Here is a 16,793-nt window from a genome sequence, read left to right on the forward strand (position 1 = left end):
CGCAGACCGGCTTGCCGCGCTTTTTCGTCTCCTGTTACTTCGGGATCGCGCCGGGCGCGGTCAGAGTCGGTCCATGCGCAGCCAGGCGGGCTTGCCCAGCCATGCCTTCGCGAAGGCCCGACGCGCCGCCGCCGCCTCCGCACGATGCGCCTGCGCTTCCTCGGCGCGGGCGAGGCCATAGAGCGCCCAGCCATTATGCGGTGCCTGACGCAGGGCGGCGCGGAACGCCTGCGCCGCCTCGTCGGGACGGCCGGCGAGGAACAGCGCGGCGCCCAGCGACTGCTGCACCGGATAATACCAGTAGGACGGCTCTTGATAGGGTATGCGCCGCTCGATCTCGATCGCCCTGCGATAATGGCCGATCGCCTCATCCTGCCTGCCCTGCGCCGCAGCGAAGCGGCCCTGCGCCACGGCTTGCGCCAGCGACAGGAGGTCGGGGGCGGGCACGCCCTGCCCGATCATGCCGGCGAAGGCGTCGGACGCGCGGAGCGCCGCAATGGCGGCGATCTCCCGGTCGAAGCCGGCGCGGTCGCGGCGCTGGGAATGGGCGACCGCCCGTGCATAATGACGCATCGCGACCGCATAAGGCAGGCGTGCATCGGGCGCCGGCATGGCCAGGATGGCCTCGGGCGCGGCGAACTGCGCCATGGCGAGGAAGGGCGCGGCGTCGATCGCCTGGATCCAGGCGATCCGCGCCGACACCCCAGGATCGAGCAGGGTGCGCAGGCGGCGCGCCTCCCGGATCGCCGTGTCCATGTCACCCGCCATCTGTGCGGAGGTCATGATGAAATGGACATTGTGCGGATAATAGCCGTAGCGGACCAGACCGTGGTCCCCGGCGGCGCGGATATAGGCCTCGTCGGCGCGGGCGGCGGCGACATTGACCCGGATCGAATCGGCATAGCGGCCGCGCAGATGGTAAATGTGCCCCGGCATGTGGACGAGATGTCCGGCGCTGGGTGCGATCGGGCTGCCGAGCCGGTCAGCCGCCGCCTCGGCGCGCTGCGGGTCGCTGGCCTCCAGCAGGTGGATATGGAGATGGGCGGCCTGGACATGGGCGGGGTTGCGCCGCAGGACGGCCTCAACCAGACGCACCGCCTCCCCGCTGCGCCCGACCGGGGTCTTGCCGTCGGCCTCCCAATAGTTCCAGGGGGTGGTGTCCATCGCCGCCTCGGCGGCGAGCACCGCGACGTCGTCGTCGGTCGGAAAGCGGCGCGCCACGTCCAGCATCGCATCGGCATAGGCGGCGTCGAGCGCGGCGCGATCCGCCTGCGGGTCGCGGGCATAGCGCTTCGTCACTGCCTCGATCAACGCCCGCTCCAGCGGAGAGGCCCCGTCGCGCAGCGCCATGGCGCGGTCCATAGCGTCGAGCGCGGCGGCGCGGTCGCGGTCGTCCATCGGCGCGTTGATATTGGGGCCGAGCGCAACCGCCTCGCCCCACCAGCAAAGCGCGCAGCCCGGATCGAGCCGCTGCGCCTCGCGGAAGGAGCGCACGGCGCCCGCATGGTTGAAGCCGTAAGTGAGGAGCAGGCCCTGGCTGAAATAGCGCCGTGCCTGCGAGTTGGCGGTGGTGACGGGGAAGGGGGATCGGGTGAGGTCGTCATAGAGTGGGATCGGCGCCGCCGCGCTGGCCGGAGCCGCCACCGCCGCGGCGACAAGCATCTCCCGCGCAAACGCCGATCCGGCACGGCGCGCGCCGCAGAGCGATGCGGCAATGCGGCTGGGGTCGAGCGCCGTTAGCGTGGCGGGCGAGAAGCTGGGTGCGGGTGCGAAGCTGGCAAGCGAAGGGCCGATGGCGGCGACGGCGGCGGCCTTGAACAGATGGCGCATGGCGGCTTCCCCTGAAGAACAGTCCAGGCAAGGCGGGAGATTATCATGCCCTTCCCTTTCATGGGAGAGGGAAGGGCGTGACCAAGCCATCCGCGGCTGAGCTGCGGCGACTTCGAGGTGATCCGGTGCGCTGCGGTCGCCGGGCTGGGCGTGGCGCTGCTACCCGACCATGCCTGCGTGGCGGATCTGCGCTCAGGCGCCCTGGTGCGCGTCCTTCCCGACTGGCGAGGACAGGAGGGCATCGTCCATTTGATCTTCACTACGCACACCGGCCTGCCGCCGCTGGTGCGCCCCTGGATTGACCTTCTTGCCGCGCATTTCGCCACCGCAGGGCTGTTCTCGGGCTGACGCAGGCGCCATATGTCGACAGAGTATCCGGGAGCCGAAAGACGTGGAGGCAAGATGACGGCAGTTCTGCATCGGCGCGGTTTTGCGGCCTTCCTTTTCGACATGGACGGCACCATCCTGGACAGCATCGCCGTCGCCAACCGCATATGGGCGCGATGGGCCGAGCGGCATGGTCTGGATGCCGCCGAAATCCTGCGGGTGATGCATGGCGTGCAGGCGGTGCAGACCGTGCGGCGCTTTGCGCCGGCGGGAATCAATGTCGAGGAAGAGGCGGCTGCCATCACCGAGGCGGAGGTGGCCGAGACCGCCGGCGTGGTTGCAATCCCCGGCGCGGCTCCCTTTCTGCAGGGGCTGCCGCCCGAGCGCTGGGCCGTCGTGACCTCAGCGCCCCGGCGGCTGGCGCTCCGGCGGCTGTGGGCGGCAGGGCTGCCGGTCCCCGCCGTGCTGGTCTGCGCCGAGGATGTGAAGAACGGCAAGCCTGCTCCCGACTGCTTTCTCGCGGCGGCGAGGGCGCTCGGCGTGCCGATTTCCGACTGCCTCATATGGGAGGACGCACCCGCAGGGATCGCTGCGGCGGAGGCGGCTGGAGCCACAGTCATTGTCGTCGGCGCGACCCATCCGCGGAGACTGGAAACGCCCCATCCGGTGGTTCAGGACTATGTATCGTTCCATGTAGAGGCTGATAGCACGGGCGCCTTGACGCTTGTGGCGCTTGGGCAGGAAGGGAAAAGGCCATGACGGTAGATCGGCGGACGTTCGGAAAGGCGGCCTTTGCTGCGGGCGTGGCCGTGCTGGCGGAGCGGACCATGGCGGCTTCCCCGCCAGGCGGTGAAGCACGCAATGTCGTGCTGGTCCACGGCCTGTTCGCCGACGGCTCATCCTGGTCCGAGGTGATCCCGCTACTGCAGGCACGCGGCCTGACCGTCACCTCGGTACAGAACCCGCTCACCACGCTGGAGGAGGCGGTCGATGCCGCCCGGCGTGTGCTCGATCGGCAGGACGGGCCGACGGTCCTGGCGGGACACAGCTTCTCCGGCATGATCGTGACCGAAGCGAGTGTGCATCCCAATGTGTCCGCGCTGGTCTATGTCGCGGCGCGGGCGCCCGACGCCGGGGAGGACTATACCGCGCTGGCCGCGCGATTCCCCGCCCCGCCCGCCAGCGCGGGCATCCTGTTCGATGGTGACGAGGGGCGGTTGAGCGAGGCGGCCTTCCTGCGCGATTTCGCCGGCGATCTGCCGGAGGCGCGGGCGCGGGCGCTTTTTGCCGTGCAGCAGCCCTTCCGCCGGGCGCTGCTCGCCGGACGCACTACCCAGGCGGCGTGGCGGACCAAGCCCAGCTATTATGCGGTCTCGACCGAGGACCGGACGATCAATCCCGACCTTCAGCGCTTCATGGCGAAACGTATGGGTGCGCGCACGATCGAACTCAAGTCGAGCCATGTGTCGCTGATCTCCCACCCTCGTGCGATTGCGGGGCTGATCCTGGAAGCCGCCGGCCGGCGGTGACCTATCCGCAGCGCGCCGAGATGACCAGCATCTGATCGTCGTAGCTGACGGTCAGCCGGTCGGGGCGGAAGTCCATGGTCATCGCGCTGCCGGGTGCCCCCCAGCGAAGCGTCCGCGCGCCCGAGGCCTTGAGCAGTTCCGCGCCCAGCGCCGTCGTCGCCTTCTGCCCCACGAAGCGATCAAGACCATCGTTCCGGCAAGGTCCTTCGACCATAGCGGATGGGGAGGCGGGCCCCTGCGTGCCGGCCCCCGCGCAGGCGGCGAGGGGAAGGGCGAGCGCCGCTGTCGCCCATAGCATCGCGGTTCGCGCGGTCCGTCGCGCGGGGTGCTCCCTATCGGTGCCATGGCCAGCGGAAATCATAAGGTCGGCCCCATCCTATTCGGTGCGCGTCATTTTCAGCCGGCCGCCCTTGACGGCAAAGGCCATGCGGCCTTCCACCAGGTCGACGGCGTCGCGGCCGAACTGTTCATACCGCCAGCCCTCCAGAATGGACAGGCCTTCGCGCACGCCCGCGGCCAGCGCGTCGATATCGTCGCTGCGCGCGATCAGCCGGGCGGCGACGTTGATGTCGCGCGACCGGATCTTGAGCAGCAGCTTCAGCAGGTCGGCGACCAGCGCCCCATCCTTGCCCAAGCCGGGGCGGCGCGGTTCGCGGTCGGGCATCTCGTCGCGGCCGAGCGGTTGCGACGCGGCAAGCGACGCCATCAGCCGCGCGCCGATATCGTTGGTTTTCCAGGTGGCGGACAGACCCCGGACCTTGCCCAGATCCTCCTGCGACCGTGGCGGATGGCTGGCGATGTCGGCCAGCGTCTCGTCCTTGACGATGCGGCCGCGCGGCAGGTCCTTGTCCTGCGCCTCGCGCTCGCGCCAGGCGGCCAGCGCCTTCAGCCGCCCCAGCACATCGGCCTTGCGGCTGGCGATGCGCACGCGTTGCCAGGCTTCCTCGGGGTCGTTCTCGTAGTTGGAAGGGTCGCAGATGCGCTCCATCTCCTGGTCCAGCCAGTCGCCGCGGCCGGTGCGCTTCAGCTCCTCCAGCATCTTGGGGAAGATTTTGATGAGATAGGTGACGTCGCCGATCGCATAGTCGATCTGGCGCTTGTCGAGCGGCCGGCGCGCCCAGTCGGTGAAGCGCGCGCCCTTGTCGAGCTGCACGCCGAGCCAGGCGTCGACGAGGTTGCCGTAACCGATCTGCTCGCCCAGCCCCAGCGCCATCGCCGCGACCTGCGTGTCGAACATCGGATGGGGGGTCTTGCCGGTCAGGTTGTAGACGATCTCTATATCCTGCCCGCCGGCGTGGAAGACCTTCAGCACCTCTTCATTGTCGACGAGAAGGTCGAGCAGGGGGGAGAGGTCGAGCCCCGGTGCCTTCGGGTCGATCGCGGCGGCTTCATGCTCGTCGGCGACCTGGACCAGGCAGAGGTCGGGCCAGTAGCTGTTCTCCCGCATGAACTCGGTATCGACCGCGACATAGGGGGATTGGGCGATGCGGGCGCAGAAATCGGCAAGTGTTTTGCTGTCGGTGATCAGCGGATGGATTTGCATATGGTCTTCGATCTTATTATGGGCTGGCCCGCTCCCTGGCGGGCTCGTCGAACCTCGACGCCCATGCCCATAGCGGGGCCGCAACAGTTTGTCATTTCCGTAAAACGAAGCCGAAAGATCAAAAACGCCATGCACGCCTATCGCACCCACACTTGCGGCGCCCTTACGACGGCCGAGGTCGGCAACGAGGTGCGCGTGTCGGGCTGGGTGCACCGCAAGCGCGACCATGGCGACCTGGTCTTCATCGACCTGCGCGACCATTATGGCATGGTCCAGATCGTCACGGAGGTCGACGGACCGGTGTTCAAGGTGATCGAATCGCTGCGCGCCGAAAGCGTGGTGACGGTCACGGGCAAGGTCGTCGCCCGCGCGAAGGAAGCGGTAAATCCGAACCTGCCGACCGGCGAGATCGAGATCCGCGCGCTCGACGCGGTGGTCCTCTCCGCCGCCGCGGACCTGCCGCTGCCGGTGGCCGGCGAGCAGGAGTATCCGGAGGACATCCGCCTGCGCTACCGCTTCCTCGACCTGCGGCGCGAGACGCTGCACGCCAATATCGTCAAGCGCACGCAGATCATCCGCGACATGCGCCGCCGGATGGAGGATGCGGGCTTCACCGAATATTCGACGCCGATCCTGACCGCGTCCAGCCCGGAAGGCGCGCGCGACTTCCTGGTGCCCAGCCGCATCCACGCCGGCAAGTTCTACGCCCTGCCGCAGGCGCCCCAGCAATACAAGCAGCTGCTGATGGTGGCCGGCTTCGACCGCTATTTCCAGATCGCTCCCTGCTTCCGGGACGAAGACCCGCGCGCCGACCGCCTGCCGGGCGAGTTCTACCAGCTCGACCTGGAGATGAGCTTCGTCACCCAGGAAGACGTCTGGAACACGATGGAGCCGGTGATCGCCCAGGTGTTCGAGGCGTTTGCCGACGGCAAGCCCGTGACCCCTGCCGGCAGCTTCCCGCGCATCCCCCATGCCGAAGCGATGCTGAAATATGGCAGCGACAAGCCCGACCTGCGCAACCCGATCATCATCCAGGACGTGACGGAGCATTTCCACGGATCGGGCTTCGGCATCTTCGCGTCGCTGGTGGAGAGCGGCAGCGTGATCCGCGCCATTCCCGCGCCGGGTGCCGGGGCTGGCAGCCGCAAATTCTTCGACGACATGAATAATTGGGCGCGCGGCGAGGGCTATTCGGGCCTCGGCTATATCAACATCAAGGATGGCGTGCCGGGTGGCCCGATCGCCAAGAACCATGGCGAGGAGGCGACCGCGAAGCTGATCGAGGCACTCGGCCTCGGCCCCAATGACGGCGTGTTCTTTGCGGCGGGCAAGGAAAGCCAGGCGGCGAAGCTGGCGGGCCTGGCGCGCATCCGGGTCGGCGAGCAGCTGGACCTGATCGACAAGGATCGGTTCGAACTGTGCTGGATCGTCGACTTCCCCTTCTACGAATATGACGAGGACGAGAAGAAGATCGACTTCGCGCACAACCCCTTCTCCATGCCGCAGGGCGGGCTGGAGGCGTTGCAGACCCAAGACCCGCTGACCCTCAAGGCCTATCAATATGACATGGTCTGCAACGGTTATGAGATCGCGTCGGGCTCGATCCGCAACCAGTCGCCCGAAGCGATGGTCAAGGCGTTCGAGCTTGTAGGCCTCAGCCAGGCGGACGTGGAGGAGCGCTTCGGCGGCCTCTACCGCGCGTTCCAGTACGGCGCGCCGCCCCACGGCGGCATGGCCGCGGGCGTCGATCGCATCGTGATGCTGCTGTGCGGCGCGCAGAACCTGCGCGAGATCACGCTGTTCCCGATGAACCAGCGCGCCGAAGACCTGCTGATGGGCGCCCCCAGCCCCGCCGAGTTCAAGCAGCTGCGCGAACTCCACATCCGCGTGGTGGAGCCGCAGGCGAAGGGGTAGATTTTTCCGCCTGCGGCTGCTCTACCGTCGAAAGAAGCGGGAGGGCGCATGGGCTGTCGATTCTTCATCGCATGGCTGCTTGCCATTGCTTCAACCGGCAGCGCCCTTCAAGCAGCGGATAAACTGAACTCGAACGAACGGCGTGCGCTTTCGCCCCGTGCGGCTGATCGACTCGCCCGGGAGGAACTCCTGTCGATCTTGCGGCCTTCGGGTCGCTTTCCGAAGGGCATGATGCGTCAGGTCCGGTCGATGTGGTTCACTACGAAGAGCGTTGGCACGTCGATCCCGGGTCTTTGCGCCCGCGACACCTTGATTCTCGATTATGCGCCGATCATCGCCCCGGTGAACACCGAATATTACGATTATGAAGGAGAGCCGGTCGCACCTTCTGGCGTGGAAACGAGCCGGCAATACCGCTTCGTGAAAGCGCCAACTTCCAGTCTCCTCAATATGAGTGCCAGCCTTCCGTCGACATCCGTTTGGCGTGGCGAGTGTCGTTCTTTGAAAGACGATGAGGACGATCGCGGATGGTTCTCCGCTCCCGACCCGGAAACGGCGGTTCGCGGATGGCTGGCATTCCGCGTCGCGACCGCAGCGGTGCAGGCAAAGCCGGCGCTGGTCCAGCCCTGCGAGACCTATAGGCGGGCGGGGCAGAAGCTCGATTGCCAAGCAACGCTGGCCATGCTGGACGATCTCGGCAAGCTCAACGGCGTCGCGCTTTGCCCCGCCTCGGCCGGCAAGAGCTGCTACAAGATCGACGCCGATAATTTCTGGATCACAGTGACAAGCCGAGAATCGGCGGACGGGCCTACCGCTCTCGATGTGGAATCGGTGAAGGTCGAGGAATATATCGTTGTGACCTGATCCTGCCTGCATGACGGAGACCGCGCATGACCATCGACCTTGCGGACTATGAGAAGGGCGCGAAATTTGCGGGCGATTATGAAGCGACGCTCGCGGCACTGCAGGAACGGCTGGCAAAGATCCAGGTCGCGCATATCATTCACGATCAGCGCAGCGTCATCCTGCTGGAAGGCTGGGATGCGGCGGGCAAGGGCGGCATCATCAAGCGGATGACCGCCGACTGGGATCCGCGCTACTATCAGGTTCACCCCATCGCAGCGCCCAGCGAGGTGGAGCGCGACCATCATTTCCTCTGGCGCTTCTGGACGCGCCTGCCCGCCGGGCGCAACATCGCGATCTTCGACCGCAGCTGGTATGGCCGCGTACTGGTGGAGCGGGTCGAGGGCTTCTGCTCGAGGAAGGAGTGGAAGCGCGCCTATGACGAGATCAACGCCTTCGAGAAGCAACAGATCGATGCAGGCGCCAACCTCGTCAAGCTGTTCGTCCACATCACCCAGGAAACGCAGGACGAGCAGCTGTCGCAACGGCTCGACACGCCGTGGAAGCGATGGAAGACCGGAACCGACGACTATCGCAACCGGGCGCGGCGCGCTGACTATCTCGACGCGATGCACGCCATGTTCGCCAGGACCGACACGAAGCATGCGCCCTGGCACGTGATCGACAACAACCACCGCAAGGCAGGGCGGATCGCGGCGCTCACCGCTGTCGCCGAGCGGCTGGAGAAGCTCGTGCCGATGGACTTTCCCGAAGCCGATCCCGCGGTGGTGAAGCTGGCGCAGGAGGCGTTCGGTTATCGCGTATCGTAAGCCATGTCTGCGAAGAAGGCAGATCGTTACGGGTTCTTATTTTCTGCTTGTTGTGCAAAAATCATATAAAACAATAGCTTGTAATAAATCTGTCATCAAAGCCTAACCGGGCATTTACCATTGCCGGCTAGAGCAGACGCCATGTTCGCGCTGTCGCCGCCCACCCCTCCATCCTCCTTTTATTCGCTCGCGCCGCATGCCGATCCGGCGCTGGTGGCCACCAGTCCCACGATCCGGCTGGGCGAGCCGCTCAGCCGCGCGGTCGATCGCTTCCAGGAGGATTCAGGGTTGCGCATCCTGCCCGTGCTGGATGCGGAAGATCGTCCCGTCGGCGCAATCTACGAGCGCGACATGCGGCGCATCCTGTTCAATCCCTTCGGCCATGCGCTGTTGCGCAATCCCAGTTTTGGCGGGCGGCTGGACGAGCATGTCCGTTCCTGTCCGGTGGTCGAGCGCGGCACCGGGGTCGAAGCGCTCATTGATCTCTTCACTGTGCAAGGGCCCCAATGCGAGGGACTGATCGCGGTCGAGCGGGGCCGCTATGCCGGATTGATCGGCGGCGCATTGCTGCTGCGGCTGACCGCCGAGCGCGACGCGCGGACGGCGCTTGCCCGCGCCGAGCGGCTGGAGCGGCTGACGCGGGAGAGCACGACCTTCCGCGCCGATGTGGAGGCGCTGACGGCCGAGCTGGTGAGCATGGCGGACATGCTGTCCCGCCTGGCGGGGCAAGCGGCGGAGCGGGCAGCGGACAATGGCGACTATTCGGCCGGCATGGCGGTCGCGGCGTCGCAGTCCGCCGACAATCTGGCGGCCGTCGCGGCCTCGGGGCGTGAACTGGCGATGCTGTTCCAGTCGATGGAGGCGGAGGTCGGAAAGGCCGGTGATGCCATTCGCACGGTCGCGGAGCAGACGCGGCTGGGATCGGCGCAGACCCAGGCGCTCAGCCGCCAGGCGGACGGCATCGGCGAGGTGACGGCCCTGATCGACGCGATCGCGCGGGCGACGGCCACGCTGGCGCTCAATGCCGGGATTGAGGCGGCGCGGGCGGGTGCGGCGGGCCAGGGTTTCGGTGTCGTCGCGCGCGAGGTGAAGCTGCTTGCCGGCCAGACGCGCGACGCGGCGGCCGATATCGCCGGACGGATCGGCCATATCCGCGCGACCGTGGGTCATGTCGCGCAGGGCCATGCGCATATGGACGCTGCCATGGCGACGGCCGAGCGCCTGTCCGCTTCCGTGTTCGAGGCGGTCGCGCGGCATGGCGCGTTCAGCAACGCCATTGCCGAAAGCGTGGCGGAGGCGGGCGCTTCAAGCAGCCAGATCCGCACCAGCGCTAGCCAGATCAGCGAGAACAGCGCCGCCGCCGCGGAAGGGACGCGCGACATTCGCAGCGCTGCCGTCCGGCTGGCGGACGAGGCGCGGCGGCTCGATGCGCGCGCCAGCGCCTTCCTGGCGGCGATTCGCGAGGGATAGAAAGGGGGCTACTTCCCCGCTTCCTCCCGCAGTCGTGCGTCCAGCCTGGCTTCGGCGCGGTCAGCATAGCCGCGACAGCCGCCGCCGCTGTCGAGTTCGGGGTGCGATGTCGTCAGCATGTCGCAGGGCAATGCCCGCATGCGGGCGAAGCTGCGGCGGAAGGCGGCGACGAAAGGTTTCCCAGCGGGGCTGGAGAAGCGATAGCCGTCGGCCGCGACGGCGTTGAGGCTGGACGCGAAGACCATCGACCGGCACTGCCTGCCCTCGCAGCTTTGCCAGCGCCAGCTCATGCTGCCCATGGTGTGGCCCGGCGTCGCCACGGCGATCACGGTGACGTCGCCCAGCCGGATCGCCTGTCGGTCGCGCACCATGCGCAGACGCGCGACGGCGGGGAAGTCGTCCAGCCATGCGGCCTGCGGGTCGGCGGGGTCCGCACGGCCCGTCCGCAGGACGCGCGCGGCGGGTGCGCTGGCCATCACCGTGGCGCCGCTGTCCCGTGCAAGACCGGCGATGCCACCGGCGTGGTCGGAATGCGGCTCGGTGGAAAGGATCAGCTTCACGTCGCGGATGGAAAAGCCGAGTTTGGCGAGGTTCGCTTCGATGGCGCGTGGGGCCTGGGGTACGCCGCCGTCGATCAGGATCAGCCCTGCCGATGTGCGGATCATGCCGACGCTGAGGTCGCCGAAACCCACCGCATAGCTGTTGCCGAACAGGCGCCGGGGCTCGCTGGGCTGAAGCCAGCGCTGCGCATTGGCCGGGCCGGCCGCGTTGCTGGCCGTCGCCAGCCACAACATAGATGCACTAATGGAAAGCCACGTTGCCGCCCGCATGATCGTCTCCCTTTTCCGGTGAGGGGCAGGATGCGAGGGAAGGTCTGCCGCCACAAAGCATGATTTCTCGACAGAGGCATGAGATTGGCTAATGTCTAGCCATGGATCGTGCACAGCTTCCCCTGAACGCCTTGCGTGCCTTCGAGGCATCGGCGCGGCATCTGAACTTCACCCGTGCGGCGATCGAACTGTGCGTCAGCCAGGGTGCGGTCAGCCAGCAGGTGGCGGGCCTGGAGGCGCGGCTGGGCGCGTCGCTGTTCCGGCGGCTGCCGCGCGGGCTGGCGCTGACCGACGAAGGGACGGCGCTGCTGCCGGTGCTGGGTGGCGCTTTCGACGGGATCGGGGCTGCGCTCGACCGGATCGCGTCCGGACGCCCGCGCGAGGCGTTGACGCTGGGCGTCGTCGGCACTTTCATGGGAGGCTGGCTGATGGAGCGGCTGTCCGATTTCGAGCGGGCCTGCCCCCATGTCGATCTGCGCATCCTCACCAACAACAACCGTGCCGACCTGGCAGGGGAAGGGTTGGACCTCGCGATCCGCTTCGGCGATGGCGCATGGCACGGCACCCATGCCGAGCCGGTGCTGCGCGCGCCGCTGGCGCCGTTGTGCGCGCCGGGCGTGGCGGCGCGGCTCACCGATCCGGCAGCGTTGGCGGGGGAGGTGCTGCTGCGATCCTATCGCGCAGAGGAATGGCCGCGCTGGTTCGCTGCCGCGGGCGCGGCGTGCCCGCCATTGCGGGGGCCGGTGTTCGATAGTTCGGTGCTGATGGTGGCTGCGGCGATTGCCGGCCGCGGTGTGGCGCTGGCGCCGCCGGCACTGTTTGCAGGCGATCTCCGCGCGGGACGGCTGGTCCAGCCTTTCGGAACCGTTGTGGACGCCGGCGGCTACTGGCTGACGCGGCTCATGTCGCGGGCGGACAGTCCGGCGATGGCGAACTTCCGGCGCTGGCTGGCGGCGACTGCTCAAGTCGGATAGGCGATCTCCATCACCTCATATTCGCGTTCGCCGGCCGGGAGCGTTACCCGCCGCAGGTCGCCGACCGCCGCGCCCCGCAGCGCCCGGGCAATGGGGGAGCCCCAGCCGATGCGCCCGGCGCTCGCGTCCGCCTCGTCATTGCCGACGATGGTCACTGTGCGATGATTGTCATCTTCGTCGGCGATGGTGACCGTGGCGCCGAAATAGACCCGGCCCTTGTCGGGCTGCTGGCGCGGATCGACCACCTTGGCGTCCTTCATCTTCTTGGACAGGCGGCGCAGCTGGCCATCGATCTCCCGCATGCGCTTGCGGCCATAGAGATAGTCGCCATTCTCGCTGCGGTCGCCATTGCCGGCCGCCCAGCTCACGATCTCGACGATGCGCGGGCGTTCGGTGCCGAGCAGATGGTCGTATTCCGCGCGCAGCTTCGCAAAGCCCTCGGGCGTGATGTAATTGGGATGGGTAACGGTCATCCCCATCCCCTAGCGCGATTTCAGCCCGGCGTCTGCTTGCCCAGATAGCGGCTGAGTACCGCCGTGGTGCCACGGAACCGCGCGCGTTCCGGGTTCATTGCCTCATAGACCACGGCGTTTTCCAGCACCCGCTGCACATAGTTCTTCGTCTCGTAGATCGGGATCTGCTCGATCCAGCGGAGCATGTCGGCGCCAGGCAAGCGGGGGTCGCCATTGGCGGCAATCCATTTGTTCACATTGCCAGGCCCGGCATTATAGGCGGCGACCGCGAGCGGATAGCTGCCGCCATAATAGTCGAGCATCCGCTGGAAATAGCCCGAACCCAGCATGATGTTGTAGCTGGGATCGTTCAGCGACCCTGTGCCCAGTCCCATCTTGGCGGCCTGTTCGCGCGCTGTCCCCGGCATCAGCTGCATCAATCCGCGCGCGCCGGCGTGGCTGACGATCTGCTTGTCGAACTGGCTTTCCTGGCGGACGATGGCATGCACCATCGTCCAGTTGGATTGCGCGATGGACGGCACGGGCACGCGGGGAAAGGCGCTCTGGCCATAGCCGGTCAGGCCGCTCGATACGGCACGGCGACCGACCATCACGCCCATGTCGGGCCGGCCGAGGCTGGTCGCGAGCTCGGCGGCGAGGTAATGATCGCTGTCGCTGTCGGCGGTGTTGGCGATGGCGCGCACGAACTTGCTCTGGTCCTCCCAATAGCCCATCTGCCCGAGCGCCCGGACGGCGCGTACGACGGACCGGGCATTGAATGCGGCGCGCTCCGCTGCGGAAATTTCCACCGGGCGTTCCACTGTGGCGGGCGGCGGCACCGGCCGGCCAAGCCGCTCGAGGGCCAGCTGGCCGTAGAACTGGTCGGGATAGGCGGCCGCCTGGGTGAAATAGCCGCTGGCGCTGGCGGCATCGCCGGCCGATAGCGCGGCGCGACCGGCCCAGTAGAAGCCCTTGGACCGGGTCTGCGGCGACTTGGCGGCGGTGGCGTAGCGGCGGAACATGCCGACCGCATCGGCCGGGCGGTTGAGATTGTAGAAGGCGGTACTGCCCGCCAGCCAGGCGAGGCTGGTATAGTCGTCACGCTCGCCGATCGGCCGGTCGCTGACGTCGATGCCCCCGGCATAGGCATCGTCCAGCTTGCTGGCGATGCCCCAGGCGAAGGTCCACTGGCTGTCATTGGCGGCGGCGCGCGCCTGGGTCAGCAGCGCCTCGTACCATTTCTCCGCATTGCCGGGTCGATAGGCGAGCACCGGGCGGTTGGCGAGATATTGCCGGCCCGCAACCCAGTTGCCCGTGTTGAGTAGCCAGGTTGCCTTGTCCGCGACGAAGCCCGCATCCGTTGCGCCGCCGGTCGCCTCGGCTGCCTGCATCTTGACCGCGGCATCGGGAGCCTTCTGGCGGAAGGCGATGCGGGCGGCGAAGACCGGGCGCCGCGCGGGGGAGACATAGGCCAGCATCCGGTTCGCGCCGGCGGTGTCGTTGCCCCACAGCAGCATGTCGGCGCGCGCGTCATGGTCTGCGGTGGTGAAGCCGGAGCCGAAGAGGGAAAGCAGCCGCGTCTCGTCCGTAGGACTGAGCGATCCCCCGGTCCAGGCGTTGCGCGCGGCGATCCGCGCTTCGTCCATGCGGCCGAGCTGCATCAGCGCCACGGCGTTGCGGGCGTTGCCGACGGGCGTGCGGGCCGGGAATCGGGCGAAGAAGGCCGTCACCTGCCTGGGGTCGAAGCTGTCCGGGTTGATCCCTGTTTCCGCGAGGCGACGCATCCGGTCCTCGCCCGGCCAGCCGGGATTGGCCGTGATGAAGCTCGCATAGGCAGAAAAGCCGAGCCCGTCGCTCTGCTGCAGCGCGCGCCACTGGCTGATGGTGGCGGCGATCGACGCATCGGTCGGCGCGCCGATGCGCGACTGCACCTGCTGCCACTGTCCTTCCGCGGGTGGCCCGGGGCGCCACTGGCCATTCACGACCTGACCCTGGCCCGGGATCGGCTGCACGACCGCCGTGGAAGGATAACCCGGCGGGGTCGGCGGCGTTTCGGTCTGAGCCCCGGCCCCGGCCGCCGTCAGCAATATCGCGACCAGTGGCAGGCGGATCACATAATTTTCGATAAGGCGGGACGGCGGCATGCTGGACATTATCGCAATTGCATCCTTATCAGGCCCTGAATGACACGCTATAGCGCGCGGCTCACCCGATCATGCCCCGGAAGCCCGGAGAGTTGAAGGAGTAAATTGATGTTTTCCGGGTCCATACCAGCCCTGGTGACTCCTTTTCGCGACGGAACGGTGGACGAGGCCGCGTTCCGCGCTTTCGTCGACTGGCAGATCGCCGAAGGATCAAGCGCGCTGGTGCCCTGTGGCACGACCGGCGAAAGTGCGACCATGACGGTCGAGGAGCATAACCGGGTCGTCGCGGTCTGCGTCGACCAGGCGGCTGGCCGGGTACCGGTGATCGCCGGCTGTGGTTCCAACGATACGAAGATCGCGCTGGAGCATATGTATGCCGCCCAGGCGGCTGGCGCCGACGCTGCCCTGATCGTCGCGCCCTATTACAACAAGCCCAATCAGGAAGGCGTCTATCGCCATTTCGCCTATCTGGCCGAACGCTGCGACCTGCCGATCATTCTCTATAATGTGCCCAGCCGGACCATCACTGACATCGGCGTACCGGTGATCCACCGGCTGGCGCAGGAATATCAGACGATCGTCGGCATCAAGGATGCGACCGGAAATCTGGGGCGGGTCACCGCGCAGCGACTCGCCTGCGGCCCGGACTTCTGCCAGCTGTCGGGCAATGATGAAACCGCGCTGGGATTCAACGCCATGGGCGGGCGGGGCTGTATCTCGGTCACCGCCAATGTCGCGCCGCGCATGGTCGCCGATTTCCAGCGTGCCTGCATGGAAGGCGACTGGAATGGTGCCTTGGCGCTGCAGGATCGTCTCTATCCGTTGCACGATGCCCTGTTCAGCGATTCTTCACCTGGCCCGGTCAAATATGCTCTTACGCGGGTACGGCCCGATATGCCCGGGGAGCTCCGCCTGCCGATCACCTGGCCGTCGGACTCGAGCCGGACAGCGGTGGACCGGGCGCTGGAGATCGCGGGACTGGTTTGACAGGGCATACGCCCTATATGGTGAAGTGAGTTGATAATCCGTCATGGCGCGTCCCCGTCCCGAACTGTTCGACAAGAAGAAGATCGTCGCCGAGAACCGGCGCGCGCGCTTTGAATATTTTCTGGAGGACGTGTTCGAGGCCGGCATTGCGCTGCAAGGCACGGAAGTGAAGTCGCTGCGCTTCGGCGAGGGCAATATCGCCGAGAGCTATGCCGAGGTGAAAGGCGACCAAGTGTGGCTGGTCAACAGCAACATCCCCGAAATCAGCCACGGCAACCGCTTCAACCATGAGCCCAAGCGGCCCCGCAAGCTGCTTCTGCACGAACGCGAGATCGCGCGGATGCACGGCGCGGTGGAGCGCAAGGGCATGACGCTCGTGCCCCTGTCCATCTACTTCAACGGCCGCGGCAGGGCGAAGGTCGAACTGGCGCTCGCCCGCGGCAAGAAGACCCACGACAAACGCGACACGATCAAGGAACGGGACTGGAAACGGGACCAGCAGCGCATCATGAAGGCGCACCGCTGATGGACAACCGACTGTCCCGCTGGTGGCATGCCAATGCGCCGACGCGTGAATCCCTGGAGAACAACCGCTTCATCGCCCCTGTCGCGCATCGCGTGCTGGAGCCTTCGTTGTGGCGGTTTACCCGGCGGTCGGTGCCCCGTGGCGTAGCGCTGGGCCTGCTCGTCGGCATATTCCTGCTGATCCCGGGTGTGCAGATCGCGGGCGCGGCGCTGCTGGCGCTGCCGTTTCGCGCCAATATCCCGCTGGCTGCGGCCATGACGTTCCTGTCCAATCCCGCGACGACGCCGCTGATCCTCTGGGCATCGGTCTATATCGGCAACTGGATGCTGGGGCGGTCCGCCGACGCGTCGGGCTTCATGGCTCTGGTCGAGGAACATGCCTCCATCGGCCAGTGGTGCGCCTGGCTGTTTTCCGAGGCCGCGCCGGCGATGCTGTTCGGCCTGGCGCTCATCTCGCTCGCTGCCGCCGCGGTCGGATATTTCGTGGCCGACTGGGTCTGGCGTCATCGCATGGGCCGGAAATGGCATGCCCGCAAATTGAGGATTGGCAAGGCCCATGAAAGCGGCGCATTGGAGGAGCCTGCCTCCGCCTGAG

At 67.1% G+C, this 16,793-nt stretch carries 17 protein-coding genes; 11 read left to right on the plus strand and 6 right to left on the minus strand.

What is annotated here, in order from left to right; genetic code table 11:
- Positions 1 to 60: 60 nt before the first annotated feature.
- Complete coding sequence (locus M529_RS29290; RefSeq protein WP_021316802.1) at positions 61 to 1,830, minus strand: tetratricopeptide repeat protein; 1,770 nt, start codon at positions 1,828 to 1,830, stop codon at positions 61 to 63.
- A gap of 117 nt (positions 1,831 to 1,947) precedes the next feature.
- Between M529_RS29290 and M529_RS29295 the strand changes: the two genes are divergently transcribed.
- From M529_RS29295 to M529_RS29305, 3 genes are read left to right on the plus strand one after another with little or no spacing between them, the layout of a single operon-like run.
- Positions 1,948 to 2,178 (plus strand): LysR substrate-binding domain-containing protein, encoded by a 231-nt coding sequence (locus tag M529_RS29295; protein ID WP_021316803.1) that lies wholly within the window; start codon positions 1,948 to 1,950, stop codon positions 2,176 to 2,178.
- A gap of 54 nt (positions 2,179 to 2,232) precedes the next feature.
- Positions 2,233 to 2,916, plus strand: a complete 684-nt coding sequence (locus M529_RS29300) for an HAD-IA family hydrolase (protein ID WP_021316804.1) — start codon at positions 2,233 to 2,235, stop codon at positions 2,914 to 2,916.
- On the plus strand, positions 2,913 to 3,686 hold the full coding sequence (locus M529_RS29305; RefSeq protein WP_021316805.1) for an alpha/beta fold hydrolase: 774 nt from the start codon (positions 2,913 to 2,915) through the stop codon (positions 3,684 to 3,686). The genes M529_RS29300 and M529_RS29305 overlap by 4 nt, the downstream gene beginning before the upstream one ends.
- Before the next feature lies 1 nt (position 3,687).
- Here the strand turns inward: M529_RS29305 and M529_RS0124220 are convergent, their stop codons facing one another.
- Together M529_RS0124220 and rnd are read right to left on the minus strand one after the other, a co-directional pair.
- A complete protein-coding gene (locus tag M529_RS0124220) occupies positions 3,688 to 3,984 on the minus strand; it encodes an I78 family peptidase inhibitor (RefSeq protein WP_031294426.1) in 297 nt (98 codons plus the stop codon).
- Positions 3,985 to 4,062: 78 nt separating this feature from the next.
- The gene (gene rnd / locus M529_RS29310; protein ID WP_021316807.1) at positions 4,063 to 5,229 is read right to left on the minus strand and encodes a ribonuclease D; all 1,167 of its coding nucleotides are present in this window, start codon (positions 5,227 to 5,229) and stop codon (positions 4,063 to 4,065) included.
- 129 nt (positions 5,230 to 5,358) lie between these two features.
- Between rnd and aspS the strand changes: the two genes are divergently transcribed.
- The 4 genes from aspS to M529_RS29330 all read left to right on the plus strand — a co-directional run bounded on the left by aspS (position 5,359) and on the right by M529_RS29330 (position 10,286).
- On the plus strand, positions 5,359 to 7,143 hold the full coding sequence (gene aspS / locus M529_RS29315) for an aspartate--tRNA ligase (RefSeq protein ID WP_021316808.1): 1,785 nt from the start codon (positions 5,359 to 5,361) through the stop codon (positions 7,141 to 7,143).
- A gap of 228 nt (positions 7,144 to 7,371) precedes the next feature.
- Positions 7,372 to 8,007 carry a hypothetical protein gene (locus tag M529_RS29320; protein WP_152522532.1) on the plus strand — a complete coding sequence of 212 codons (636 nt, stop codon included), beginning with the start codon at positions 7,372 to 7,374 and terminating at the stop codon, positions 8,005 to 8,007.
- A gap of 26 nt (positions 8,008 to 8,033) precedes the next feature.
- On the plus strand, positions 8,034 to 8,816 hold the full coding sequence (locus tag M529_RS29325) for a polyphosphate kinase 2 family protein (RefSeq protein ID WP_021316810.1): 783 nt from the start codon (positions 8,034 to 8,036) through the stop codon (positions 8,814 to 8,816).
- Positions 8,817 to 8,957: 141 nt separating this feature from the next.
- On the plus strand, positions 8,958 to 10,286 hold the full coding sequence (locus tag M529_RS29330; protein ID WP_021316811.1) for a methyl-accepting chemotaxis protein: 1,329 nt from the start codon (positions 8,958 to 8,960) through the stop codon (positions 10,284 to 10,286).
- Positions 10,287 to 10,294: 8 nt separating this feature from the next.
- Here the strand turns inward: M529_RS29330 and bla are convergent, their stop codons facing one another.
- Positions 10,295 to 11,080, minus strand: a complete 786-nt coding sequence (bla, locus tag M529_RS29335) for a subclass B3 metallo-beta-lactamase (protein ID WP_021316812.1) — start codon at positions 11,078 to 11,080, stop codon at positions 10,295 to 10,297.
- A gap of 137 nt (positions 11,081 to 11,217) precedes the next feature.
- On the opposite strand from bla, the gene M529_RS29340 reads away from it, so the two are divergent.
- On the plus strand, positions 11,218 to 12,090 hold the full coding sequence (locus M529_RS29340; RefSeq protein ID WP_021316813.1) for a LysR family transcriptional regulator: 873 nt from the start codon (positions 11,218 to 11,220) through the stop codon (positions 12,088 to 12,090).
- Here M529_RS29340 and greB read toward each other — a convergent pair.
- Positions 12,078 to 12,563, minus strand: coding sequence for a transcription elongation factor GreB (gene greB / locus M529_RS29345; RefSeq protein WP_031294432.1), 486 nt, complete (start codon positions 12,561 to 12,563; stop codon positions 12,078 to 12,080). The two genes, M529_RS29340 and greB, sit on opposite strands and share 13 nt — an antisense overlap.
- A gap of 20 nt (positions 12,564 to 12,583) precedes the next feature.
- Positions 12,584 to 14,695, minus strand: coding sequence for a lytic transglycosylase domain-containing protein (locus M529_RS29350; protein ID WP_021316815.1), 2,112 nt, complete (start codon positions 14,693 to 14,695; stop codon positions 12,584 to 12,586).
- A 99-nt stretch (positions 14,696 to 14,794) separates the two neighbouring features.
- Here M529_RS29350 and dapA point away from each other — a divergent pair, with 99 nt between their 5' ends.
- The 3 genes from dapA to M529_RS29365 are packed head-to-tail and all read left to right on the plus strand — an operon-like array spanning position 14,795 to position 16,792.
- Positions 14,795 to 15,673, plus strand: coding sequence for a 4-hydroxy-tetrahydrodipicolinate synthase (gene dapA / locus M529_RS29355; RefSeq protein WP_021316816.1), 879 nt, complete (start codon positions 14,795 to 14,797; stop codon positions 15,671 to 15,673).
- 43 nt (positions 15,674 to 15,716) lie between these two features.
- Positions 15,717 to 16,199 (plus strand): SsrA-binding protein SmpB, encoded by a 483-nt coding sequence (gene smpB / locus M529_RS29360; RefSeq protein WP_021316817.1) that lies wholly within the window; start codon positions 15,717 to 15,719, stop codon positions 16,197 to 16,199.
- A complete protein-coding gene (locus M529_RS29365; protein WP_021316818.1) occupies positions 16,199 to 16,792 on the plus strand; it encodes a DUF2062 domain-containing protein in 594 nt (197 codons plus the stop codon). The genes smpB and M529_RS29365 overlap by 1 nt, the downstream gene beginning before the upstream one ends.
- The last annotated feature ends 1 nt before the right edge of the window (position 16,793 follow it).

Source organism: Sphingobium ummariense RL-3 (genome assembly GCF_000447205.1).
Taxonomy (GTDB): domain Bacteria; phylum Pseudomonadota; class Alphaproteobacteria; order Sphingomonadales; family Sphingomonadaceae; genus Sphingobium; species Sphingobium ummariense.